23 protein-coding genes and 1 tRNA gene are annotated in these 23,087 nt (G+C 61.3%); 12 read left to right on the forward strand and 12 right to left on the reverse strand.

The genetic code is table 11. The features are described from left to right. The first annotated feature begins 7 nt into the window (after window positions 1–7). Both DGA31_RS25480 and DGA31_RS25485 read left to right on the forward strand, forming a co-directional pair. Window positions 8–292 (forward strand): hypothetical protein, encoded by a 285-nt coding sequence (locus tag DGA31_RS25480; RefSeq protein ID WP_109514391.1) that lies wholly within the window; start codon window positions 8–10, stop codon window positions 290–292. A 192-nt stretch (window positions 293–484) separates the two neighbouring features. After that, the gene (locus DGA31_RS25485) at window positions 485–2,128 is read left to right on the forward strand and encodes an ABC-F family ATP-binding cassette domain-containing protein (protein WP_109514392.1); all 1,644 of its coding nucleotides are present in this window, start codon (window positions 485–487) and stop codon (window positions 2,126–2,128) included. 37 nt (window positions 2,129–2,165) lie between these two features. Here DGA31_RS25485 and DGA31_RS25490 read toward each other — a convergent pair whose 3' ends face one another. Next, window positions 2,166–2,546 (reverse strand): hypothetical protein, encoded by a 381-nt coding sequence (locus DGA31_RS25490; RefSeq protein WP_109514393.1) that lies wholly within the window; start codon window positions 2,544–2,546, stop codon window positions 2,166–2,168. Between the two features lie 134 nt (window positions 2,547–2,680). On the opposite strand from DGA31_RS25490, the gene DGA31_RS30395 reads away from it, so the two are divergent. Further along, complete coding sequence (locus DGA31_RS30395; RefSeq protein WP_241509651.1) at window positions 2,681–3,196, forward strand: helix-turn-helix domain-containing protein; 516 nt, start codon at window positions 2,681–2,683, stop codon at window positions 3,194–3,196. Between the two features lie 139 nt (window positions 3,197–3,335). Further along, window positions 3,336–3,683, forward strand: a complete 348-nt coding sequence (locus DGA31_RS25500) for a helix-turn-helix domain-containing protein (protein WP_109514394.1) — start codon at window positions 3,336–3,338, stop codon at window positions 3,681–3,683. Between the two features lie 97 nt (window positions 3,684–3,780). Here DGA31_RS25500 and DGA31_RS25505 read toward each other — a convergent pair whose 3' ends face one another. Together DGA31_RS25505 and DGA31_RS25510 are read right to left on the reverse strand one after the other, a co-directional pair. Then, a complete protein-coding gene (locus DGA31_RS25505) occupies window positions 3,781–4,452 on the reverse strand; it encodes a hypothetical protein (protein ID WP_109514395.1) in 672 nt (223 codons plus the stop codon). 86 nt (window positions 4,453–4,538) lie between these two features. Then, the gene (locus DGA31_RS25510) at window positions 4,539–6,179 is read right to left on the reverse strand and encodes a methyl-accepting chemotaxis protein (protein WP_109514409.1); all 1,641 of its coding nucleotides are present in this window, start codon (window positions 6,177–6,179) and stop codon (window positions 4,539–4,541) included. Between the two features lie 326 nt (window positions 6,180–6,505). On the opposite strand from DGA31_RS25510, the gene DGA31_RS25515 reads away from it, so the two are divergent. Together DGA31_RS25515 and DGA31_RS25520 are read left to right on the forward strand one after the other, a co-directional pair. After that, window positions 6,506–7,534: a hypothetical protein gene (locus DGA31_RS25515; protein ID WP_109514396.1), complete on the forward strand. Its 1,029-nt coding sequence runs from the start codon at window positions 6,506–6,508 to the stop codon at window positions 7,532–7,534. Between the two features lie 175 nt (window positions 7,535–7,709). Then, a complete protein-coding gene (locus tag DGA31_RS25520; protein ID WP_109514397.1) occupies window positions 7,710–9,164 on the forward strand; it encodes a TrkH family potassium uptake protein in 1,455 nt (484 codons plus the stop codon). Window positions 9,165–9,212: 48 nt separating this feature from the next. Here the strand turns inward: DGA31_RS25520 and DGA31_RS25525 are convergent, their stop codons facing one another. Further along, window positions 9,213–9,749: a helix-turn-helix domain-containing protein gene (locus DGA31_RS25525; protein ID WP_109514398.1), complete on the reverse strand. Its 537-nt coding sequence runs from the start codon at window positions 9,747–9,749 to the stop codon at window positions 9,213–9,215. A 132-nt stretch (window positions 9,750–9,881) separates the two neighbouring features. Here DGA31_RS25525 and DGA31_RS25530 point away from each other — a divergent pair, with 132 nt between their 5' ends. Genes DGA31_RS25530 through DGA31_RS25540 form a run of 3 tightly spaced genes read left to right on the forward strand, consistent with a single transcriptional unit; the run spans window position 9,882 to window position 12,349 of the window. Next, window positions 9,882–10,664 carry an aldolase gene (locus DGA31_RS25530; RefSeq protein WP_109514399.1) on the forward strand — a complete coding sequence of 261 codons (783 nt, stop codon included), beginning with the start codon at window positions 9,882–9,884 and terminating at the stop codon, window positions 10,662–10,664. A gap of 40 nt (window positions 10,665–10,704) precedes the next feature. After that, entirely contained in the window at window positions 10,705–11,598 is an 894-nt protein-coding gene (locus tag DGA31_RS25535; protein ID WP_109514400.1) for a dihydrodipicolinate synthase family protein, read from the forward strand. A 31-nt stretch (window positions 11,599–11,629) separates the two neighbouring features. Continuing rightward, window positions 11,630–12,349, forward strand: a complete 720-nt coding sequence (locus DGA31_RS25540) for a type 1 glutamine amidotransferase (RefSeq protein WP_109514401.1) — start codon at window positions 11,630–11,632, stop codon at window positions 12,347–12,349. Between the two features lie 35 nt (window positions 12,350–12,384). Here the strand turns inward: DGA31_RS25540 and DGA31_RS25545 are convergent, their stop codons facing one another. Next, window positions 12,385–13,353: an AraC family transcriptional regulator gene (locus tag DGA31_RS25545; RefSeq protein ID WP_109514402.1), complete on the reverse strand. Its 969-nt coding sequence runs from the start codon at window positions 13,351–13,353 to the stop codon at window positions 12,385–12,387. Between the two features lie 102 nt (window positions 13,354–13,455). On the opposite strand from DGA31_RS25545, the gene DGA31_RS25550 reads away from it, so the two are divergent. The 3 genes from DGA31_RS25550 to DGA31_RS25560 are packed head-to-tail and all read left to right on the forward strand — an operon-like array spanning window position 13,456 to window position 17,768. After that, entirely contained in the window at window positions 13,456–14,712 is a 1,257-nt protein-coding gene (locus DGA31_RS25550; protein ID WP_109514403.1) for an MFS transporter, read from the forward strand. 45 nt (window positions 14,713–14,757) lie between these two features. Next, window positions 14,758–16,104, forward strand: coding sequence for an MFS transporter (locus tag DGA31_RS25555; RefSeq protein WP_109514404.1), 1,347 nt, complete (start codon window positions 14,758–14,760; stop codon window positions 16,102–16,104). After that, complete coding sequence (locus DGA31_RS25560; protein WP_109514405.1) at window positions 16,104–17,768, forward strand: N,N-dimethylformamidase beta subunit family domain-containing protein; 1,665 nt, start codon at window positions 16,104–16,106, stop codon at window positions 17,766–17,768. Before DGA31_RS25555 ends, DGA31_RS25560 begins: the two co-directional genes overlap by 1 nt. 152 nt (window positions 17,769–17,920) lie before the next feature. Here the strand turns inward: DGA31_RS25560 and ychF are convergent, their stop codons facing one another. From ychF to lolB, 7 genes are all read right to left on the reverse strand, one after another. Next, window positions 17,921–19,021 (reverse strand): redox-regulated ATPase YchF, encoded by a 1,101-nt coding sequence (gene ychF / locus DGA31_RS25565; protein ID WP_056841714.1) that lies wholly within the window; start codon window positions 19,019–19,021, stop codon window positions 17,921–17,923. 20 nt (window positions 19,022–19,041) lie between these two features. After that, window positions 19,042–19,626 (reverse strand): aminoacyl-tRNA hydrolase, encoded by a 585-nt coding sequence (gene pth, locus DGA31_RS25570; protein WP_109514406.1) that lies wholly within the window; start codon window positions 19,624–19,626, stop codon window positions 19,042–19,044. Window positions 19,627–19,769: 143 nt separating this feature from the next. Continuing rightward, the gene (locus DGA31_RS25575) at window positions 19,770–20,378 is read right to left on the reverse strand and encodes a 50S ribosomal protein L25/general stress protein Ctc (RefSeq protein ID WP_056841712.1); all 609 of its coding nucleotides are present in this window, start codon (window positions 20,376–20,378) and stop codon (window positions 19,770–19,772) included. Window positions 20,379–20,516: 138 nt separating this feature from the next. Beyond that, window positions 20,517–21,458, reverse strand: a complete 942-nt coding sequence (locus DGA31_RS25580) for a ribose-phosphate pyrophosphokinase (protein ID WP_056841711.1) — start codon at window positions 21,456–21,458, stop codon at window positions 20,517–20,519. Between the two features lie 47 nt (window positions 21,459–21,505). Then, window positions 21,506–21,580 (reverse strand) — tRNA-Gln (locus DGA31_RS25585). A gap of 38 nt (window positions 21,581–21,618) precedes the next feature. Further along, complete coding sequence (gene ispE, locus DGA31_RS25590; protein ID WP_056841710.1) at window positions 21,619–22,467, reverse strand: 4-(cytidine 5'-diphospho)-2-C-methyl-D-erythritol kinase; 849 nt, start codon at window positions 22,465–22,467, stop codon at window positions 21,619–21,621. 2 nt (window positions 22,468–22,469) lie between these two features. Further along, window positions 22,470–23,087 carry a lipoprotein insertase outer membrane protein LolB gene (lolB, locus tag DGA31_RS25595; RefSeq protein ID WP_056841709.1) on the reverse strand — a complete coding sequence of 206 codons (618 nt, stop codon included), beginning with the start codon at window positions 23,085–23,087 and terminating at the stop codon, window positions 22,470–22,472.

A 23,087-nucleotide genomic window follows, 5' to 3' on the forward strand; every position in this document is an offset into this window, starting at 1 on the left:
CTGACCCATGCGTTCTTCCGATGCCCGTTGCGGCACGCCTTATGTCTACAGCGGCGAACTCAGGCTGCGCCCCGAACTTGATCAGGCCCTGCGCGAGCTCGAACAACAGCCCTACACCGCCGTGCCTGGCTGCCAGGGCGATGGCCGTTGGCAATTGTGGACCGCGCAAGGCGATGGCCAGACCTCGCCGCGCATCATCAGCGGGCCGAGTACCACCTGGTCCAGCCGTGAGGCGGCCCTGGCGGCGGGGCAGGTGTGGTTGGCCACTGGCAACATGCCTGGCCCTGATTGAGCACACAGACTGCCGGTCCACGGCCACTTTGCATGATCGCCATAAGCCTTCTATAGTTTCGGCCTGATCCCATCACCGAGGTATTGGTCCGATGCGCCATTGATGCCGCCGTCCGCATGGACGGCCAATTTCCACCGCCCCCCACCTGGCTGTACCGGCGCGGGCGAGTCATTGGCATCACTGGAGTCACGCATGACCCATTCCTGCATCACGCTGCAAGGCGTTGGCTGGGCGCTGCCGGACGGCACGCCTTTGTTTTCCGACCTCAACGAACAGTTCGACTCACGCCACACCGGCCTGGTGGGGCGCAATGGCGTGGGCAAAAGTGTGCTGGCGCGCATTCTCGCCGGCCTGGTGCAGCCTACCCGTGGCCACTGCACCCGCCAGGGGCGTGTGCATTACCTGGCGCAGCAGATCACCCCGGCAGCGGATGCCAGCGTGTCCAGTCTGGCCGGTGTGCAGCACACACTGGACGCCTTGGCACGTATCGAACAAGGCAGCTGCGCGGTCGAGGATTTCGAGGCCGTAGGCGACGCCTGGGACATCCGCCAGCGATTGCAACAGGCCCTGCATGCCCATGGCCTGGGCCATCTTGACGCTGACAGGCCGGCCAGTACCCTGAGCGGCGGGCAGGCCATGCGCGTGGCCCTGATCGGTGCGGCGCTGGCGCAGGCGGACTTTCTGATTCTCGATGAGCCCAGCAATCACCTGGATCAACCTGCCCGCCAGGCGCTGATCGAGCAATTGCAGGCCTGGCCACACGGGTTGCTGGTCATCAGCCACGACCGCGCATTGCTGGAGGTGATGCAACGCACGGTCGAGCTGTCATCGCTGGGCTTGCGCAGCTATGGCGGCCCCTACCGTTTTTATGCCCAGTGCAAAGCGCAGGAGCAGCACAGCGCGGTGCTGGCGCTCGAGCACAGCAAACTGCAACGACGGCGCGATGAACAGGCCATGCGCCAGCAGCATGAACGCCAGGAGCGGCGCCAGGCGCATGGCCGGCAACAAGGCCGGCACGCCAATCAGGCGGCCATTATCCAGGGCCGACAGAAAGAGCGCAGCGAGGGCTCGGCCGGCCGGTTGCGCCAGCAGCACACGGTGGCGCAACACCGTCTCGACCAGCAGGTGCGCGAAGCGGCGCTACAGGTCGAGGACTCTGCCCTGATTGCCTTGCAGGCGTTGCCGACCCCTCTGGTGACCCGTCGGTGTGTGGCGACACTCGAGGCTGTGACGCTGCCCTTTGTCAGTCTCGCCCTGCAGCGCATTGACCTGCTGCTGGGCGGCCAGCAGCGGATCGGTGTGGTCGGCGCCAATGGTTGTGGCAAATCCACCCTGCTCAAGGTACTGGCCGGCCACCTCATGCCCTTGGCCGGTACATGCCATGTCACACCCGACACTGTTTATCTGGACCAGCAACTGACCCCGCTGGACCCGGCGCGCACGGTGCTGGAGCAATTACAGAGCGTCAACCGCCAGGCAAGTGTCAGTGAACTGCGCACCCGCCTGGCGCAGCTTGGCCTGGGTGCGCGTAAGGCCGAGTCGCCCAGCGGCCGGCTCAGTGGCGGGGAGCGACTGAAAGCTGCGCTGGCCTGCGTGCTGTATGCCGACCCGGTGCCACAACTGGTGTTGCTGGATGAGCCGGGCAATCACCTGGACCTGCCTTCGATCCAGGCGCTGGAAATCCTGCTGCGCGGCTATCAGGGCGCGTTGGTGGTGGTGTCCCATGATCAGGCGCTGCTGGACAACCTCGGGTTGACCCATTGCTTGCTGGCGAGCGAACAAGGGTGGCGGCTTGACGCGTGGCAGGGAGCGTCGACCGCATGGCATGAAGAGTGAGGTAAAAGAGCGTGATCCCGGATACTGCTGCACGGGCTCAACCCTGAGGCAGCCCGTCATGTTCGCCGAGTCGCTGGTGCCTGGCCGTCAGCGCCTGTTTGAACAGCGCATCGGCGCATTCCATCAACAGCCGCGCCAGATCACCCAGCGCGACCTCATCGCCTTTGTTCACGGCGGCCAGGTCGATGGCCTGTGTACGCCGGTTACGCTCGGACAGGGCTTCCCAACTGCGCATGACGCCGGCGTATAGCGCATTGGCCATGAACTGCTTGTCCTGCGCCTCACGTGCCTGGGCACTGTTGATGAGGCGTGAATGGGGAAGACGACGGCGTTGGATCAGGCGACATTTCCGGCACAGCGTTTTCAGCGGTGCAAGAGGGCGCTTGTGCCGGTTGGTCGGGGGAGGCTTGCGAATCATGAGCGTATCCAGTCCTTGCGACGGTGCCGTTGATGCAGCATGGGATAAACGCCTGCATTCAAGTGAATGCTATAGCGTGTAGTGCGATTGTACCCATTCAAGTGAAAACCCTTTGTTTTGTAAAGGGTCGCGTCATGGAGCTGAGCAAGGCAATTGGTATGGCGCTCAAAGAGGCCAGAGATACCAACAAGCTCACCCAGGAAGACTTTGTCGGCGTCAGTGGCAGAACCTATTTGTCTGAAATCGAACGTGGACTGAAAAAACCGACACTGGAAAAGCTCGACCAGATTGCCACCCGCATGGGCATGCACCCATTGGAGTTGCTGGTGGCGTGCTACTCAAAGCGCGATGCGATGAGCGCGACAGACATACTGCAACTTATACAGGCAAGGATGCTGGGGCAGGACGTAAAATTTGTACGCCTTGAAGTCGATGGTCATGCCCCTGTGCCGCTTCAGGGGGTTGATGGCCATGCCGGTCCTGCGATCAGTCCGCTGGACGGTCATGCCGCACCCGATGGTTTTCTCGATGGCCATGCGCCTTCGCCCGACAGTTTGCTTGATGGCCATGGTGTGGCGCCAGGCAAGGCGCTGGACGGTCATGCCGGCGCCAAGGTCATTGTGCTCGACGGCCATGGCGGCGGTGCCTGAACAGATGCGTTCCTGACGCGTTCAAGATTGATCTCGGTGTGAACGCTACAGGAACGCCGTCGTTGCCGTTTAACGGTGCTATGGTGTGCAGGGCTCAGCCACTTGCTCAAGTGACCCCCTTTATCCAAAGGGCCGCACCGTGGAGCTTAAAAAAGCGACAGGCATTGCGCTCAGAGAAGCCCGGAAAGGCAAGTACCTCACCCAGGAAGATTTTGTCGGCGTCAGCGGCCGGACCTACCTGTCTGAAATCGAACGGGGGCTGAAAAGCCCGACCCTTGAAAAACTCGATCAACTGGCCAGGCACATCGGTATTCATCCGCTGGAATTGCTGGTGGCCTGTTATGCCCGGGGCGACATCCTGGCGGCGACACAAGCGCTGAAACTGTGCCGGATCCGTGTGCTGTTACAGGGCCCTTTCCAGATTCATCGGCGTTGCTTGCTGCAACGTTGCAGGATTGATCTGGCGTTGAGCATTTACTGGCCTTGAAGACAATGCCCTCGCACCGGGCGCCGTGTTCTGCTCCGGATGTTGACCGCATCACACAGGGGGATCAGGCACTGCCTGATCCCCCGGCCATGTCGCTTCAATGCGTCAGCATCAACACCTGATCAAGTTTGCACGAGGAAACCTGCCCGTCCAGGCCCCAGTGATCACAGGTATAGGTGCCGCTGCGCAGTGCCTTGCCTTCGTCGTCATAGACCGCGATCACGGCATTCCACAATGAGGCTTTCGGCGCTTCGCTTGCCGGGTCAAGGCAGAGCAGGTGAGTGGGCTGGTAGACGCCTTCAAGCTCATAACCCTGATGCCCGACGACCATCAACCAGTGTCCCTCAAGCTTTGACCAGCTCACGCTGAGCAAGGGAACGGCATGGTTCTCGATGGCCTCCTGTATGGCGGTCACCAGTTCGCGCTTGTTGCCCTTGACCAGCTCTGGCGCAATGCCTTCGGCACGAAAGTGCCAGCTCAGGTTGATCAGGTCTTCTGTAGAGGTGCCTTGAGAAATCAGCGCGCCGTGTTCCAGCAGCGCATTGCGGAAACGGCCCACACGGCTACGCCCATCCGAGCTGCCCATACTGGCGACCTCTTCGCGCTCCAGCGCTCCCAGGGTGATCAGCCCCATCATCAGGGCGTAAGGACCGCAGGCCCCATCGGCATCGCCCTGGCGCATGTGTACCAGCCCTGAGCCTTCTGCGGCACAGGTGGTGGGGCCTTCGGGTGAAACCAGCAGCCAGGGACTGACGAACATCGTGTTCATGAGCAATATCCTTGTTTCATCGCCTCGAGAAGAAATTCTGCCGGCCTCGGAAACACCACTGGCCGGGTGTTTTCCGGACCTTGTCCTTACGTCCTGAACACACTCAACCCGCCCTTGAGCGCCCGCGCGGTACTGCCCAGCGCCGTGGCCGAGTCATGGATTGCGGCAATGCCCTGATGGGTGTGCTCGAAGGTTTCGTGCATGCCGCCCAGGCGGCCCGAGATATCAGTGACGGCGTGCTGGATCTCTTCGCTGCTGGCCAGGGCGCGGTCCATCGTGTCGCTGACCTGGCCCATCTGCTGCACCAGTCCGTCGATCACATCCAGGGCGCCATCGGACGTCACCGCCAGGGCGCGCGACTGTTCGGCCGTGCTGCCCATGCGCTGGGCGATCTGGCGGATACCGTTGGTGACGGCATTGATCACCTGATTGGCATCGTTGAGCACGCGCTGGGTTTGTGCGGCCAGCGTGCGCACCTCGTCGGCGACCACGGCAAAACCACGTCCGGCTTCGCCGGCGCGAGCGGCTTCGATGGCCGCGTTGAGGGCCAGCAGGTTGGTCTGGTCGGAAATGGCCGCGACCATCTGCAGCACCTTGCTGATCTGCTCGGCTTCACCGCTCAGGCGATTCAGGTCGCCGGCCAGTTCGATGTTGGCCGAGGTGCTTTGATGCACATCGCTGATCAACCGCTGCAGTTCCTTGTGGGTACGGCTCAGTTCGCCGATCGCCGACTCCAGGTCGACCCGTACCGTACCGGCCAGGCTGGAGGATTGTTCGGCGGACTGGCGGATCGAGTGGCCATCCTGGTTGATTTCGGCCAGTTGGCCACCGGCCTGCTGGATGCGCCGGGCAGTGGCATCGGCCAGTTGCAGGAAGGTGTCGGCCAACTGTTGATTGTTGTCAGCCATGCCCGAGGCACTGCCCAGGGTCTGGCGCAGGTCCTGCAACAGGCTGGAGAGGTGCTGGCCCATGCGGCCCATTTCGTCACCGGTGAGCACTGTCACTGTGGTGGACAAGTCGCGCTGCTCGGCGATGTGGTTGAGCTGGCCGGTGAGATGGTTGATGCCATACACCAGCATGCGCGCTGCCAGCCACGACAGCAGCAAACCGACGATAAAGGTGGCCGCACCGATCAGCAGCAGGCTATTGAGGCTGGCACTGATCGCCTGCGCCAGCGCCGCAAGCGTCACATCCACGCCCACGACATAAGGCTGGCCGCTGGCGCTGCGCAGTGGCAGGAAAATCGAGCGGAAGCTGCCGTAGCTGTCGGTGTATTCATCGAATTGCACTTGGCCACTGCGTGCGGCCTTGACCACAGCGGGGCTGGCGTCCTTGTAATGCTCCATGTGCTTTGAATAGGTGCCGCTGGCAATGTCCTGTGCACTGGCACCGTCGGCCAGGTAAAACACCCGGTCCTGATCATCGACCATCAGGCTGTAGGCGAACTTCAGGTCCACCTCGGCTGCATAGGCGCCCAGGTTGCGCACCTGGGCCAGGTATTCACCTTCCTTCAGCCCTGCGGTCTTGCGCGTACGCTCAAGGTAATCCTCTCCCAGCAGACGTGGCACCGCATAGGCGGCGGTGCGCAAGCGGCTATCGATCTGCTGGCGGATATCCTGGGACTTGGCGTACTGGGCGTAACTGATGAAGGAGGCAATGCTGATCAGATTGACCACGGTAAGCGCGAGCAACAGCTTGGTTTGCAAACGAACGTTACGCAAAAACATGGCGGTGAGATCCAATGGGTGCCTGGCAGTCCGAGCTGGGCAATTGTCATTGTGTCGTGCCGTTGATCGGAAACTTTAATGGCACTTTGCCAATATCCGATTGTCGTGTCGTTTTGAGTGAGAATCAGCATTGTTTGCGACAGTTTCCTGATGCTGCCGATCATGTCGGTGTGAGCATGGCGAACCTGGCCACCGTATCCATGGATGGCCTGTGCGCTGAAGTTTCCGGGCCTGCCCGGTGTTGGCATCTTGCGGAGAGCGGCTTGTACGCGCCTGCGCCGGGCCGTATCGTGGCCCCCTCGATGACTGCCCGACAGGAAAGACCCATGACTGTGCCCCATCGGCTCAACGCACCGGATCGGGATGAGCTGGAGACCCTCGCGCATCGACTGGCCAACGAGGCCGGCACGACCTTTATCGTTCAGTTTTCTTCGCCAGAGCAGTACCCGGCGGATGTGCTGCAGCTGCTGGATGATCTGTGTGCACGTTACGCCGAACGTATCGATGTGCGTTTCTACGGGCACTATGCGGATGCCTGCTTTGACGGCCACACCTTGCAGGCGTTGCCGCATGTGCGCGTCCTGACGCTCGACTGCCTGTATCAGTTCACCGGGCTTGAGGCGATCAAGGACCTTGCGCACCTGAGCTGCCTGGCCATCGGCGTCGAGAAATTCGACCTGAACCCTGTCGTGGCTTTCGAGAACCTGCAAACGCTGTGTGAGCTCAGGCTTTCGCAATTCACCGGTCCCAAACTGGACCTTGCGCCGGTCAGCACTATGTCACGCCTGCATGCCTTGCACCTGAGCGCGCCTGCGCAAGGGCTTGAGCCGCTGCGCCAGCATGCCGCCCTGGCCACGCTGAGCCTGTATCGCCAGCCCGCGACCATGACATTCGAGGGGGTATCGACCCTGGCCGGTCTCAAAGACCTGTCGATCGGTTTCGGCAGCCGCAAAGCCATGCCGGAACTGTGCAGTGACAGCGTTGAGCGGATGTCGCTGCTGCGGGTTCGCGGCCTGGGCCAGTTCGACCCTGGCCGGTTTCCCGGGCTGCAGGCACTGGAGATCGAAGACCAGCCGCACCTTCAGGACCTGGTGATCGAGCACACCCCTGGCTTGCACACGCTGAAACTGTCCAATCTCAAGGCTTTGTCGAACCTGCAGGGCCTGGGCCAGTCGTCGCTGGCACACCTTGAGGTCTACAAGACACCGGCACTGGATCTGCTGGGGCTGCTGAACGGTCCGCTGCCCGCACTGGCGTCGCTCAAACTGATCTCAGGCAAGCGCAAGCTCGACGAGCAGATCATGGCCCGGCAGAACGCACTCGGTATCCCCAGGCCGGTGTTCGGCCCTGCCTGAGCCTGTTTGCACCACGACTCGCCAGCTGATGCAGGCCCGCCCGGCCCGGCACAGCCCCAGGCCGCCTGCTGACCTGCGGCAAATGGCGGATTGCCGGTAACATTTTACGCCGAATTTACAGCGTCTCCGGAGCAGGCATCCGATACTGCGCGGTCATGATCTGGAATGCTCTGTTATGTCCTTCGCCGCACTTCGGCTTATCGGTTTTATCCTGGGTATTTTTCTGATCACGCTGGCCATCAGCATGGTCGTTCCCCTGATCACGCTTGTGGTCCATGCGCGTAGCGACGACGTGTCGGCCTTTCTCTGGTCCGGTCTGATTACGCTCATCTGTGGGCTCCTGCTGATCGTGCGGGGGCGCCCGCAGAGCGGCCAGCTTCGTCCGCGGGATATGTACCTGCTGACCACTGGCAGTTGGGTGGTGGTGTGCACCTTCGCGGCATTACCCATGGTGTTCATCAGTGATATCAGCTACACCGATGCATTCTTTGAAACCATGTCCGGCATCACCACCACCGGCTCGACGGTGCTCACCGGCCTGGATAGCGCTTCTCCGGGCTTGTTGATCTGGCGCTCCATGCTGCATTGGTTGGGAGGCATCGGTTTTATCGGCATGGCGGTCGCGATCCTTCCCCTGTTGCGGGTGGGCGGCATGCGTCTGTTCCAGACAGAGTCTTCTGACTGGTCCGAGAAAGTGACGCCGCGCTCGCATGTGGCCGCCAAGTACATCCTGCTGCTGTATCTGGGGCTGACCGGTATCGGTACCCTGGCGCTGTGGCTCGCGGGCATGACGCCGTTTGAGGCGGTCAACCACGCCATGTCGTTGATCTCGACCGGGGGCTTCTCGACCTCGGACGCCTCGCTTGGGCATTGGACGCAACCCTCGATTCACTGGGTGGCCGTGGCAATCATGATCCTGGGCAGCCTGCCATTCACCTTGTACGTCGCGACCTTGCGCGGCCATCGGCGCGCGCTGATCAACGATCACCAGGTGCGCGGGTTCCTCGGGTTCTTGCTCGTTACGTCGCTGGCGGTGGGAACCTGGCTGTGTGTCCATAGCGATTACGGATGGTGGGATGCGTTTCGTATCGTGGCTGTCAATGTGACCTCGGTCGTCACCACCACGGGCATTGCTGTTGGCGACTACACCTTATGGGGCAGCTTCTCGGTCTTGCTGTTTTTCTATCTGACCTTCGTGGGAGGCTGTTCCGGCTCTACGGCGGGCGGTCTGAAAATCTTTCGCTTTCAGCTTGCTGGCGCGCTGCTGGTCAGCAGCTTGAAGCAATTGATCCACCCCCGTGCGGTGATTCAGAAAAAATATAACGGTCATCCCATCGACGAGGAGGTCTTGCGCTCGCTTTTGACCTTCTCGTTTTTCTTTACCATCACCATTGCCGTCATTGCCCTGGGCCTGGCCCTCATCGGGCTCGACTGGACCACCGCCTTGAGCGGTGCCGCCACGGCGGTGTGTAACGTCGGGCCGGGGCTTGGGACGATCATCGGGCCGGCCGGCAATTTCTCGACACTGCCCGATGCAGCCAAATGGCTGCTGACCGTGGGCATGTTGCTGGGGCGGCTGGAAATCCTGACGGTGCTGGTGCTCATCACCCCGGTTTTCTGGAGGTATTGAGCCTGCTTGTCGCATGCAGGCGCGTCCGGCGACGGCCCGTCCAGGCCGCTACTGCGCGCTGTGCACCACCACCAGCAACTCGGCCTGTTCGTCTGAAACGGTGCGCAGCCGGTGGGATTTCTGCGCATTGAAATGCAGTGCGTCGCCCTCATCCAGCGTCTGTCGCTCGTGACCAAAGTCGATTTCGACACGGCCTTTGACCACGTAAATGAATTCCTCGCCGAGGTGTTCCTTGAACGCCGAATGGCCAAACGAGCGGGGCGGATAGACCAGAAACGGCAACAGCGCCCGATGGCTGATATGGCGCGCCAGCGGTACATGAGCCGGTGATACCCCCGCATCATTGGGCTCACGCTGCTGGCGACGCACCAGGCTGTAACCTTCGGCCGGCAAGGCTTCGGTGCTGAACAGTTCCTCGGCCTGAGCGTTCAGCGCCTTGGCCAGCCTGAGCGCCACCGCAATGGACGGCGAGCTCAAGCCTCTCTCCACCTTGGACAGGTAACTCTTGGTCAGCCCGGTCTGCTCGGCCAGTTGCTCCAGGGTCATGCCCATCTTCTTACGCAAGATTCTCAGCTGTACCGCCATCCAACGCTGTTCCTTGAAAAATGACACAAGGGTTGTATATGACACAAAGTGTCATTATGATTGTTTTGTGTCCTGAACAGTCGTTGCCGCGACTGCCCGGAAATTGTGACTTGCCTCGATCAGGTACTGACCATGTCCACGACCTTGCACACCCCAAAAGACCAACTCGTCAAACACGCAGAACACCAGATGCAGAGCGCGCTGGTCGACAACGATTACAGCGTAAGACAAAAGCTTGCACTGACTTGTCGGATTCTGTTCGACGGCGGCCATGATTCGGGACTGGCCGGCCAGATTACTGCACGGGCCGAGACGGCCGGGACCTATTATACGCAGCGCCTGGGCCTGGGCTTTGACGAGATTTCAGGCTCCAGTCTGTTGGTGGTCGATGAAGACCTCAAGGTGCTCAAGGGTCAGGGCATGGCCAACCCGGCCAATCGCTTTCACAGCTGGCTGTACCGCGCCCGCCCGGACGTGAACTGCATTATCCACACGCATCCGCTGCACAGCGCCACGCTGTCGATGCTGGAGGTGCCGCTCGCCATTTCCCACATGGACACCTGCCCGCTGTTCGATGACTGCGCCTTTCTCAAGGACTGGCCGGGCATTCCGGTGGGTAACGAAGAGGGCGAAATCATTTCCAGGGCCATCGGCGACAAGCGCGCCATCCTGCTGGCTCACCACGGTTTGCTGATTGCGGGCGGCTCGGTGGAGGAAGCCTGTGTGCTGGCCTTGTTGTTCGAGCGCGCCGCCAGAATGCAGTTGCTGGCCATGGGCGCCGGGGAGATCCGTCCCATCCCCGAGGCATTGGGCCAGGAAGCTCACGACTGGATCTCCACCGCCAAACGTCACGGCGCCGCCTTCAACTACTACGCGCGGCGCGCACTGCGTGCCCACGGCGATTGCCTGGCCTGATTCCTCTCTACTCACTCACCAAAATGACCAAGGTGCCTGCATGTCTACTTCCGTAATTCGTGGCGTTGTCGGCTACACCATCACCCCGTTCAAGGCCGATGGTTCACTTGATTTGCCTGCCCTGGGGCTGTCCATCGACACACTGATCGCTTCTGGCGTGCATGCCATTGCGCCTTTGGGCAGCACCGGGGAGGGGGCTTACCTGTCGGACGCCGAATGGGAATCGGTGGTGCGTTTCAGCCTGGAGATCGTGGCCGGCCGCGTCCCGACCGTCGTCAGCGTTTCAGACCTGACCACGGCGCGCACCGTACAGCGCGCCCGCTTGGCCGAATCCTGTGGTGCCACAGCGGTCATGGTGCTGCCGGTGTCGTACTGGAAACTGACCGACGCGGAAATCATCGATCATTACAAGGCCATCGGCGCGGCCATCGAGCTTCCGATCATGCTCTACAACAACCCTGGCACCAGCGGCACTGACCTGTCGGTGGACCTGATCCTGCGCATTGTGCGTGAAGTGAGCAATGTCACCATGGTCAAGGAAAGCACAGGCGACATTCAGCGCATGCACCGCCTGTTCAAGGCTACGAACGGTGAGGTGGCCTTTTATAACGGTTGCAACCCGTTGACGCTCGAAGCGCTGGTGGCCGGCGCGACCGGGTGGTGCACGGCGGCGCCCAACCTTATCCCCGAGTTGAACCTGGCACTGTGGGAGGCGGTTCAGAGCGGCCAGATGGAACAGGCGCGGACGCTGTTCTATCGCCAGTACGACATGCTGGAGTACATCACGCGCCGCGGTTTGCCGACCACGATCAAGGCCGGTCTGAAGATGCAGGGCCTTGAGGTCGGTGCTCCGCGCCTGCCACTGCAACCGCTCGATGCTCAAGGGTGTGCCTTGCTCAAGGGGTTGCTGGACGAGTTGGCGTCGCAAGTCTGATGAACCTGAATCGGCAAGCGAGGGTAAAACCGTGAACGTCCATTTCGTGATGCATGAATCGTTTGAAGCGCCCGGTGCTTTTGCAGACTGGGTCAGTGCCCGAGGCTTCCAGGCGAGTTATTCGCGTGTTTATCAGGGCGATGCACTGCCCGGTGATGCCGGCTCGTTTGATTGGCTGGTGGTGCTGGGCGGTCCGCAAAGCCCGGCCACGACGCAGGCGCAGTGCCCGCACTTCAATGCCTTTGCCGAACGTGAACTGATCAACAAGGCCATCGCGGCAGGCCGGATCGTTATCGGGGTCTGCCTGGGAGCGCAATTGATCGGTGAGGCACTGGGGGCCGCGTTCAGCCACAGCCCTGAAAAGGAGATTGGCAAGTTCCCGATCTTCCTGACCGAGGAGGGCCTGGCTGACCCGAAGTGTTCACACTTCGGGAAGACCCTGGACGTCGGCCACTGGCACAGCGACATGCCAGGGCTTACGCCGGACGCCAGGATCATTGCATACAGTGAGGGGTGTCCGCGCCAGATCATCGCTTACAGTGATCGGGTGTACGGTTTTCAGTGCCATATGGAGCTCACCCGGCCTGTCGTGGAACGGTTGATCCAGGCGTCTGGCCACGAATGGCTGACATCAAGGCACACGCGTTTCGTACAGCAGCCAGAGGCACTGCGGGCCAATGATTACGTGCAAATGAATCAGAAGCTGTTTGTCTTTCTCGACAGGCTGGTCGAGCAGTCCCGGGCGGTATGAAGCGACCGGCACCTCTCGACGGCGTGTGCCCGGTTTCAAGTCACAGCGTGCTGCCTCACCTTGCGACTCAAGCCGGGCGTGTTGCCCGTAATACGCTTGAATGCACGGCTGAAAGCGGCCTGGGAGGTATAGCCCAAACGCTGCGCTACCTCTTCGATCGGCAGCCTTTCGAGGGTCAGCCACTGGCTTGCAAGCCGCATTCGAAGTTCGGTGACATAGCGCAGCGGGGCCATGCCAATCGTCATCTGGAAGCGGTCCGCGAAGGCCGAGCGTGAGGTATTGCAGTGCTCTGCCAACTGCGCAACGGTCCAGTCGCGGCCCGGTTGTTGATGGAGCGCCAGCAGGGCACCGGCCAGGCGTGGATCGCGCAAGGCGGCGACCAGGCCAGAAGCATTCCCGCAGGCGCACTCCACCCAGCCGCGCACGACCATGGCGGCCACCACGTCGGCCAGACGCGCAAGGATACCGGCGAAGCCGACACGTGCAGCGCTTACCTCGCGTTCCATGGTAGTCAGGATCGGCACCAGGCCGGGGTAACGCTGGCCACCGGCATCAATCAGCATCAGGCCCGGCATCAGCCTGCCAAGGCCGTGGATACTGCCCAGTTCAAATTCCATACAAGCACTGAACAAAAGGGTACTCGGCGTGGCGCTGGCATCGGTTCCGGTTTCCACTGCGCTGACGGTATCACCGAGGGGCGCGCCGTCCAGATCGTCGATGTCTTGAACGGGCTGGTCTGCATGAGAAAACAGCTGATGGGCCGCGCCGTGAGAGATAAACACGGCGTTGCCGGCAGACAGCGCGTAGGTGGTGTCGTCCTCCATTCGCAGCACCGCATTGCCGACGGCCATGAAGTGGAACCAGGCATGCCCGGGCTTTTCCGTGAAGCCCAGACCGAAGGCAGGGCCCGCCTGGATACGCCGGTACTGGACACCACGCAGGCGCATGCCGCGCAACAGTTCGTTGATGAGATCCGAGGAGAGAGCAAATTGATCAGCAGGCATCGGTCAGGTGTTTCAGTCAAAAACCAGAGATTTTCGATCATAGATCATCCAGCTTTCGGCGCCTAGACTTCGGTTCGCAATGAAGATTGGGAGATTCGTGCAATGACCGATTGTGTATGTAATGCCGTACCCGACCGCCATCCCGGCATCGATTCGGATGTAGAGCCTGCAACCCCCGCGTGGATGGCCGTCTTCTCGTTGGCCTTGGGGGTGTTCGGATTACTGACCGCTGAGTACCTGCCGGCCAGTTTGTTGACGCTGATGGCGACTGACCTGGGTGTGTCCGAAGCGCTGGCTGGCCAGGCGGTAACGGTAACGGCAGTGGTAGCGCTGTTCGCCGGCTTGTTGGTGCCAGGCCTGACCCGCGGCATCGACCGACGTTGGGTGTTGCTGGGATTTTCCATGTTGATGGTCGCGTCCAATCTGTTGGTCGCCATGTCCTCCAGCTTCGCGGTGCTGTTGCTGATGCGCATCTTGCTGGGTATCGCCCTTGGCGGGTTCTGGAGCATGGCGGCGGCGGTCGCGATGCGCTTGGTGCCGAGTGCTCTATTGCCCCGGGCGCTATCGATCATTTTCAGCGGCATTGCCGTCGGGACGGTCGTGGCAGTGCCGCTGGGCAGCTATCTGGGCGGGCTGTATGGCTGGCGCAGCGCATTCTTTGCAGCGGCGGCGGTAGGCATGGTGACCCTGGTGTTCCAGTCGCTCACGCTGCCGCGCCTGGCGCCGCGCCGCCCGGCAAGACTGCGCACTGTTTTTGAGGTGTTGCAGCGCCCAGGCATCGCCATGGGGATGTTCGGTTGTGTGCTGGTGCACAGCGGGCACTTCGCGATGTTCACCTATGTTCGGCCCTTCCTTGAAGGGACTACCGGCATTGGCCCGCAAGGACTGTCACTGATGTTGCTGGGGTTCGGGGTGGCGAACTTCGTCGGTACGCTGTTGGCCGGGAAGCTGCTGGAGCGCCACCCGCTGGCCACGCTGGTGTTGATGCCCGCCCTGGTCGGCGTTGCAGCCCTGGCGCTGGTGCTGTTGCCGGCCTCGCTGCCAGGGCAGGCGCTCCTGCTGGCGATCTGGGGCCTGGCCTTTGGTGGTGTGCCGGTCGCGTGGTCGAACTGGGTCGCCAGCGCGGTACCTGATCAGGCGGAAAGTGCCGGAGGCATGGTGGTGGCATCGGTGCAGTCGGCCATCGCCACGGGCGCCGCCGCAGGCGGTGCACTGTTCAGCCTCGGTGGCAGTGCAGGCGTATTTATAGCGGCGGCTGTGCTGATGCTGCTGGCCGCGTTGCTGATTGCGCTGCGTGTCCGCGTCCCGGCCCCTTCTGTCCAGGGGGCTCACCCGCCCAAGCCCGCGTTGCACCTTTGATCCGGTTGGTCCAACCGCTTCGATCCCGTCACCAGGAGATACTCCATGAACAATACGACGTCTCATCAAGGACGCCTCAAGTCGTTGCGCGCAGCCGGTATCGGCAATGCGCTTGAATGGTTCGACTGGACCCTGTACGCCACCTTTTCGGTGTACCTGGCCCGCAATCTGTTCGACAAGACCGATGCGCGCTCGGCGATGCTCGCGACGCTTGCGGTGTTTGCGGTTGGCTTTGTCGCACGCCCTGTCGGCGGATGGTTGTTTGGCCGACTGAGCGACCGACTGGGGCGCCGGACCATCATGGTGCTCACCATGCTGCTGCTTGCGATCAGCAGCCTGGGCATCGCGCTGATCCCTGACTATCAAAGCATCGGCCTGTATGCCTCGGTCGCGTTGCTGTTTTTCCGGCTTATGCAGGGGCTCGCCCATGGTGGCGAGACCGGCGTCTCCTACACCTATGTCGCCGAGATCGCCCCAAGTAAACACCGTGGATTATGGTCGAGTTCGGTCTATGTGGGGGTGACGCTCGGGGTGATGGCGGCCACGGCTGTGGCGGCGACACTCACCTGGCTGCTGGGGGCGCAGGCCATGGGTGACTACGGCTGGAGGATTGGCTTCGCCATCGGTGGCGTACTTGGCATTTATGCGCTGTTTCTGCGCCGCAGCGCGCAGGAGTCCGATGTGTTCGTCGCGCAGCAGGGGCAAGCGCAGCCGTCGCGCAAGCTGACCACCGCAGAGGTGCTACGCGTCGCGCGTAACATCGTCATGCTGGCAGCCGCAGCCAATGTCACTTACTACGCCTGGGTCACGTTCGGCGCTTCGACGGCGATTGCGCAAGGTATGGACGCTACGGGCGCTTATGTCGCCAGTCTTCTCGCACAGATCCTCTGTGTGTGCTGGTTGCCGGTCTGCGGCATGTTGTCCGATCGGGTAGGCCGCCGACCCATGGTCATTGCCTGGGGCGTGGGCGTGATCGTGCTGACCTATCCGCTCTCGATCCTGGTGACCACTGAGCCCTGGACGCTGTTCCTGGCCCAGGTGCTGGGGCTCGGTGCCTGGTCGTTGATCGCGGCGATTTTCCCCGCGGTGCTGTCCGAGCAGGTTCCCACCCAGGCACGGGCCCAGGGCGTCGGCTTGGTCTCGTCGGTGTCCGTGGCGATCTTTGGCGGCACGGCCCCCTATCTGCACAACTATCTGGGTGGCGCCGACCTTGGCTATCTGTACGTCAGCTATGTCATCGGGTTAGGCGTAGTCACCGTCCTGGCGGGGTTGCTGATCGACGAAACGGCGGGCATCGATCTTGCGCAGATCAAGGCGCCTGGTGCTCGACTCAGCGTAAACCCATTGGCTTGTCGAGCCGCAGAATCAGCCGATCAAGGGAGTGCACATTAATGAACGCAACAGACCTGAAAAAAGCCGCTGCGCGAGGTGAGCGACCGGGCGCCGGCGTGACGGTCAGCCAGATTTCAGGACCGCGCCAGGCCGCACGCGAGACCTGGGTTGAAGTCCCTTCAGCGTCCGGCCCGGCGGCCGCCTGGTGCTACTCGGATCGCCGCGCCTACAGCCCGGGTGATTCGGTTTGCCTGTATCTGTCGTCGAACTGCCCGCAAGTGAGGCTCAGGATCTATCGCGATGGCGCCATTGCCCGCACGCTGCACACCACCGACAGCCTTGATGCGCGATTTCATCCTCTGCCTGAACGTGCCTATGAGCATGGCTGCCAATGGCCCGTCTTCATGCAATGGTCAATCCCGGCGGATGCCGAGCAGGGCGGCTATATAGTGGAAGTTCAGGACGGTACTGGCAGCGTCCTGGGGCATCATCTGTTTATCGTCAAGGCGCTGCGCAAGCGTATCGATGCCTTGGTGCTCGTCGCGGCCACATCGACGTGGGCCGCTTATAACGACTGGGGCGGTGCCAATCATTACTTTGGCCTTCACCCCGGTACGCCGCGCGGCCGCTCACCCTTGCTGTCGGCACAGCGTCCCTGGGCGCGAGGGCAGGTGTGGCTGCCGGAGGATGCACCACGTTGCGTCAACGCGAACCGGCCCCGCCAGCCAGGCCCGGCGCGCTATGAGTTCATCGAGTGGGCGGGCCTTAACGGCTACGCCAAGTACTACGCGCTGGCGGGGTGGGCGTCTTATGAGAGGCCCTTTTTGATCTGGGCCGAACAGCAAGGTTATCCGGTGCATATCCTGACCCAGGACGACTTGCATCATGACCCGCATGCGCTTGAGGGCTACGCCTGTGCCGTTTTCGTCGGGCACGATGAGTACTGGACGCGGGAAATGCGCGACCATGTCGACGCCTTTGTCGAGGAGGGCGGCAAGGTCGCGCGCTTCGCCGGCAATTTCATGTGGCAGATTCGCCTGGAGGATGAGGGGCGCCGGCAGGTGGCCTACAAGTACGATGCCGGTGCGCTCGATCCTGTGGCGGCTACCGACCCTCACCGGTTGACGGGGGCCTGGGAAGATCCGAGGGTCAATGACCCCGGGGCAACGACTTTCGGGGTGAATGCGCTGCGCGGGATATACGGCAGCTTTGGGGGCATGGCACCGCGCAACCCGCGCGGGTACACGGTCTTCAGGCCTGGGCACTGGGCGTTCATGGGGACGGGCCTCGGCTACGCGGACATGTTCGGAGACGAAGCCAACATTTTTGGCTACGAGGTGGATGGCCTGGAATACACCTTCATCAACGGCCTCCCGGAACCGCTCGGCACGGATGGGGCGCCCTGCGGGTTGCAAATTCTCGCCATGGGCTGGGCGACCAATGCCGAGCATGGCCGGTCCGAGGATGTCTATTCATTCATGCTCGGCGATGGCGATGCCCGGTTTCGTGCGTCCATCCTGGCGCCCGACCTGAGCGACGCCAGCATCGATGTGCATAGCCGCGGGGCCGGCATGGTGGTGCACTTTCAAAAAGGTCGAGGTGAAGTCTTCACCGCCGCCACGTGCGAATGGGTACATGGGCTCAAGCAGGCAGACGTTTACACGGTGACGATCACAAAAAATGTGCTTGAGCGTTTCTTGCGCACTGCACAGGAGGTCCGCTGAACGCCTTGAATCCGAGCCACGGGGCCTGAATGGGTGAGCGGCCTGGGCCCTAAACGAAAGGCGCTGCCCTGAAACAGTAAAACCGCGCAAAGGCGCGGTTTTACTTGGGTTTCTCAGTGTTTCAGAACACATCCTGACACTTGATGGGCCGATCAGACGTTGAAACGGAAGTGCAGCACATCACCGTCCTTGACGATGTAGTCCTTGCCTTCCAGACGCCATTTACCGGCTTCCTTGGCCCCGGCCTCACCCTTGAACTGGATGAAGTCGTTGTACGCCACGCATTCGGCGCGGATAAAGCCTTTTTCGAAGTCGGTGTGGATCACACCGGCTGCCTGTGGCGCGGTAGCGCCCACCTTGACGGTCCAGGCGCGCACTTCTTCAACGCCAGCGGTGAAGTAGGTCTGCAGGTTGAGCATTTCGTAACCGGCACGAATCACCCGGTTCAGGCCAGGCTCTTCCAGGCCCAGGGCCTCCAGGAACATGTCCTTTTCTTCACCGTCATCGAGTTCGGCGATTTCCGCCTCGATCTTGTTGCACACCGGCACCAGCATCGCGCCTTCTTCTTCGGCGATGGCGCGAACCACGTCCAGCAGCGGGTTGTTCTCGAAACCGTCTTCGGCGACGTTGGCGATGTACATGACCGGCTTGGTGGTCAGCAGGTGGAAGCCACGGATGACCGCTTTCTCGTCAGCGCTCATGTGCTTCATCAGGCTGCGCGCAGGCTTGCCTTCGGTGAAGTGGGCAATCAACTGTTCCAGCAGGCCTTTCTGGACCACGGCTTCCTTGTCGCCGCCCTTGGCGTTGCGCGTGACTTTCTGCAGTTGCTTCTCGCAGCTGTCGAGGTCGGCGAAGATCAGCTCAAGGTCGATGATCTCGATGTCGCGCTTGGGGTCGACGCTGTTGGAAACGTGAATCACGTTCTCGTCTTCGAAGCAGCGCACCACGTGGGCGATGGCATCGGTTTCGCGGATGTTGGCCAGAAACTTGTTGCCCAGGCCTTCACCTTTGGACGCGCCAGCCACAAGACCTGCGATGTCGACGAATTCCATGGTGGTCGGCAGGATGCGCTTGGGGTTGACGATCGCCGCCAGGGCCGCCAGGCGTGGGTCCGGCATGGGCACGATGCCGCTGTTCGGTTCGATGGTGCAGAAGGGAAAGTTCTCTGCCGCGATGCCGGATTTGGTCAGGGCATTGAACAGGGTGGACTTGCCGACGTTAGGCAGGCCGACGATGCCGCAATTGAATCCCATGGTGTTCCCCTCGTGTGATGTCAGGCCTTCTGGCTGTGCAGGTTTTTCATCGCGCGGTTCCATTCACCGGCGAGGATGTCCGGCAGCACGCCGAGGGCAAAGTCGATACTGGCGTCAATTTTTTCCTGTTCGGCGCGTGGCGCACGACCCAGGACAAAACCGGACACCTTGCTCGCATCGCCCGGGTGGCCGATGCCGACCCGCAAGCGATGGAAAGTATTCTGGTTACCGAGCTGCGCGATGATGTCGCGCAGGCCGTTGTGGCCGCCATGACCGCCGCCAACCTTCAGTTTGGCAACGCCTGGGGGGAGATCGAGTTCGTCGTGGGCCACCAGGATTTCATCGAGACCGATGCGGTAGAAGCCGGCAAGGGCTGCCACGGCCTGGCCGCTGCGGTTCATGTAGGTGGTGGGGATCAGCAGACGAACATCCTGACCCTGGTGCGAGAAGCGCCCGGTCAGGCCAAAGAATTTGCGCTCGGCGACGAGATTGACCCGTTCAGCCGCAGCGATACGCTCAACGAAAAAAGCCCCTGCGTTATGCCGGGTCTGTTCGTATTCGGCGCCTGGATTTCCCAGGCCAACGATCAGTTTTATGGCGCTCACGACAGGGGCTCTTCCTTGGAGTTGTGGATAACATCGGCCGCGCGGGGCGGCGGTGGACAAAAATGGCTCATTTACCGGTGTAAACGCTGCGATTCAGGCCCGCGATGTTATCAGAGCAACTCGGCGTTACCAGGTAATGAAAATTACTCGGCAGCGCCTTCTTCACCTGCTTCTTCTTCAGCAGCAACACGTGGCGCGTGAACGTTGGCGATTGCCAGGTCGGTGCCGTGTGCCAGTGCTACGAACTCGACGCCTTTAGGGGCCTTGAGGTCGGACAGGTGAATGATGGTGCCGATTTCAGCGTTGCCCAGGTCAACTTCGATGAACTCAGGCAGGTCTTTCGGCAGAACGCTCACTTCCAGCTCGGTGGTAGTGTGCGAGATCTCGCCGCCTTTCTTGACCGGGGCTTCTTCGTTGATGAAGTGAACCGGAACCAGAGCGGTCAGTTTCTGACCGGCAACGACGCGGACGAAGTCAGCGTGCAGTACGTGACCCTTGGCCGGGTGACGCTGCAGGGCCTTGATCACGATGTCCTGCTTCTTGCCGCCGACGTTCAGCGAGATAACGTGGCTGAAAGCAGCTTCGTTTTCGATCAGTTTGGCGAGTTCCTTGGCCAGCAGGCTGATGGACTCAGGGGCCTTGTCACCACCGTAGATAACGGCAGGAACCTGGCTGGCGAGACGACGCAGGCGGCGGCTCGCACCTTTCCCCAGGTCGGAACGCACTTCAGCATTCAGAGTAAAATCGTTCATGTTGTATCTCCAAAATAGCCATATTCACCCTGGCGTTTGCGACCAGCGCCAGGGCGATACGGGCAAAAAAGCCCCGCCCTGACCGAATGTCAGGGCGGGGCGCTTTTCGAGGCGGGATGCAGGCTTCGGGCAGGGCCCTTAGCGGAACATCGCGCTGATCGATTCTTCGTTGCTGATGCGGCGAACCGCTTCAGCGACTACCGGCGCGATATCCAGTTGACGGATACGGCTGCAGGCTTGTGCGGCGGCGGACAACGGGATGGTGTTGGTCACCACCAGTTCGTCGAGCACGGAATTTTCGATGTTCTCGATCGCACGGCCCGACAGCACAGGGTGTGTGCAGTAGGCGAAGACCTTGGCCGCGCCATGCTCTTTCAGAGCCTTGGCGGCATGGCACAGGGTACCGGCAGTGTCGACCATGTCGTCGACCAGAATACAGGTGCGCCCTTCGACGTCGCCGATGATATGCATCACTTCGGAGTGATTGGCTTTCTCACGGCGTTTGTCGATGATCCCGAGATCGACACCCAGCGACTTGGCAACGGCACGTGCACGCACGACGCCACCAATGTCCGGAGAGACGATCATCAGGTTTTCAAAGCGCTGGTCCTCGATGTCGTCGACCAGCACGGGCGAACCGTAGATGTTGTCGACGGGGATATCGAAGAAACCCTGGATCTGGTCAGCGTGCAGATCAACCGTGAGCACACGATCGATCCCCACCACGGTGAGCATGTCAGCAACCACTTTGGCGCTGATGGCAACACGTGCGGAACGCGGGCGGCGATCCTGGCGGGCATAACCGAAATAGGGAATCACAGCAGTGATCCGGGACGCTGAGGAACGGCGGAAGGCATCTGCCATCACGACGAGTTCCATCAGGTTATCGTTGGTCGGTGCGCAAGTCGGCTGGATGATGAAGACGTCTTTACCGCGAACGTTTTCATTGATCTCAGCGCTGATTTCGCCGTCGGAGAACTTGCTGACGGAGACATCACCCAGAGGGATATGCAGCTGACGTACTACACGCCGAGCCAGATCGGGGTTGGCATTCCCCGTAAAGACCATCATCTTGGACACGCGCAGTACCTGGAGGCTGAGGGTAACCTGGATGAGTATAGAGAAAATGGCAGGGGCGGCTGGATTCGAACCAACGCATGGCAGGATCAAAACCTGCTGCCTTACCGCTTGGCGACGCCCCTGTAGGTGATGCTGATGAGTGCCTGGCACTCTGTTCCTGTTACAAATTTTGCAGTGTTCGGTGCAATAACGAAGTATTGCTGCCTTTGGCTACAAACCCTGTAAGGGTATCTGCAAGAAGGGCCGAGACTTTATCAGCTTCAGCTTTGTTTGGGAAGGCCCCAAACACACAACTTCCAGTTCCAGTCAGTTTTGCATCGGTATATTTACCGAGCTGTTTCAATGCGTTAGAGACTTCTGGATAACGCCTTTCAACCACTGCCTGACAGTCATTTCGACCGTTTCCCTCGGGAACGGGGCGCACTTTAATGGGCTTGGAATCACGTGTCAACAAAGGATCTGAAAATATTTCTGCAGTACTTACAGCCACTTGTGGCACCAGTACCAGATACCAGGGTTCTTCGGGGGTTACCGGGGTCAGGATTTCGCCCACGCCTTCGGCAAAGGCGGCCTGCCCGCGAATGAACACCGGCACGTCTGCTCCCAGGCTCAGGCCCAGTGCAGCGAGGCGGTTTTCATCCCAGCCCAGTTGCCACAGATGATTGAGGGCGAGCAGGGTAGTGGCGGCATCCGAGCTGCCGCCACCGATGCCGCCGCCCATGGGCAGGCGCTTGTCGAGCCAGATGTCGATGCCCTGTGTGCAGCCCGATTGCTGTTGCAGGGCACGGGCGGCGCGCACGATCAGGTTGCTGTCGTGGGCTACGCCTGCGATGTCGCTGTGCAGGACCACCTGGTCGTCTTCACGCAGGGCAAAGCCCAGTTCGTCGCCATGGTCGAGAAACTGGAAGATCGTCTGCAGCTCGTGGTAACCGTCGGTACGACGGCCGAGGATGTGCAGCATCAGGTTCAGCTTGGCCGGGGCCGGCAGGATCAGTTGCGGTGCAGCCATGCTCATTGCCCCAGCTTGCGCGGTTGCCAGTCCTTGACCACCAGGGTCACGTCCAGGTCCTGGCCATGCAGCTTGACCCGTTCGGGCAGCCAGTAGCCGTTCTGCTCGATATAGCTCAGGTATTCGACCTGCCAGCCATCCTGCTCAAGGCTGGCCAGGCGACTGTCGTCGTCCAGCGTCAGGCGGCTCTTGCTGTCGGGGGCCGGCAGCCCGCGAATCCACCACACCAGGTGCGAGACGGGCAGTTTCCAGCCCAGTTGCGCTTCAAGCAGGCTTTCCGGGGTGGTGGCTTCAAAGCGGCCCTGGTTGGCCACTTCCAGGCTCACTGCGCCTTCACGGCCGGTGAGCCGGGCGGCGCCGCGACCCAGGGGGCCGGACAGGCGAATATCGTAGTACTCCTGGCGCTGCAGCCAGAACAGCGTGCCGCTGCCGGAGTCTTTCGGCGCACGGATGCCGACCTTGCCGTTGATCTGCCAGCCGTCCAGGCCTGTCAGTTGCTGTTTGTGCACCCGCCATTGCGCGGGGTCGCCCTTGCCTTGCAGGGCTTCGCGAGAGCCCAGGCCGGTACAGCCGGCGAGCAGGGCAATGAGGGTGACAACGATGAAGTGGCGCAAATACAT

Source organism: Pseudomonas ovata (genome assembly GCF_003131185.1).
In the GTDB taxonomy this organism is placed as follows: Bacteria; Pseudomonadota; Gammaproteobacteria; order Pseudomonadales; family Pseudomonadaceae; genus Aquipseudomonas; species Aquipseudomonas ovata.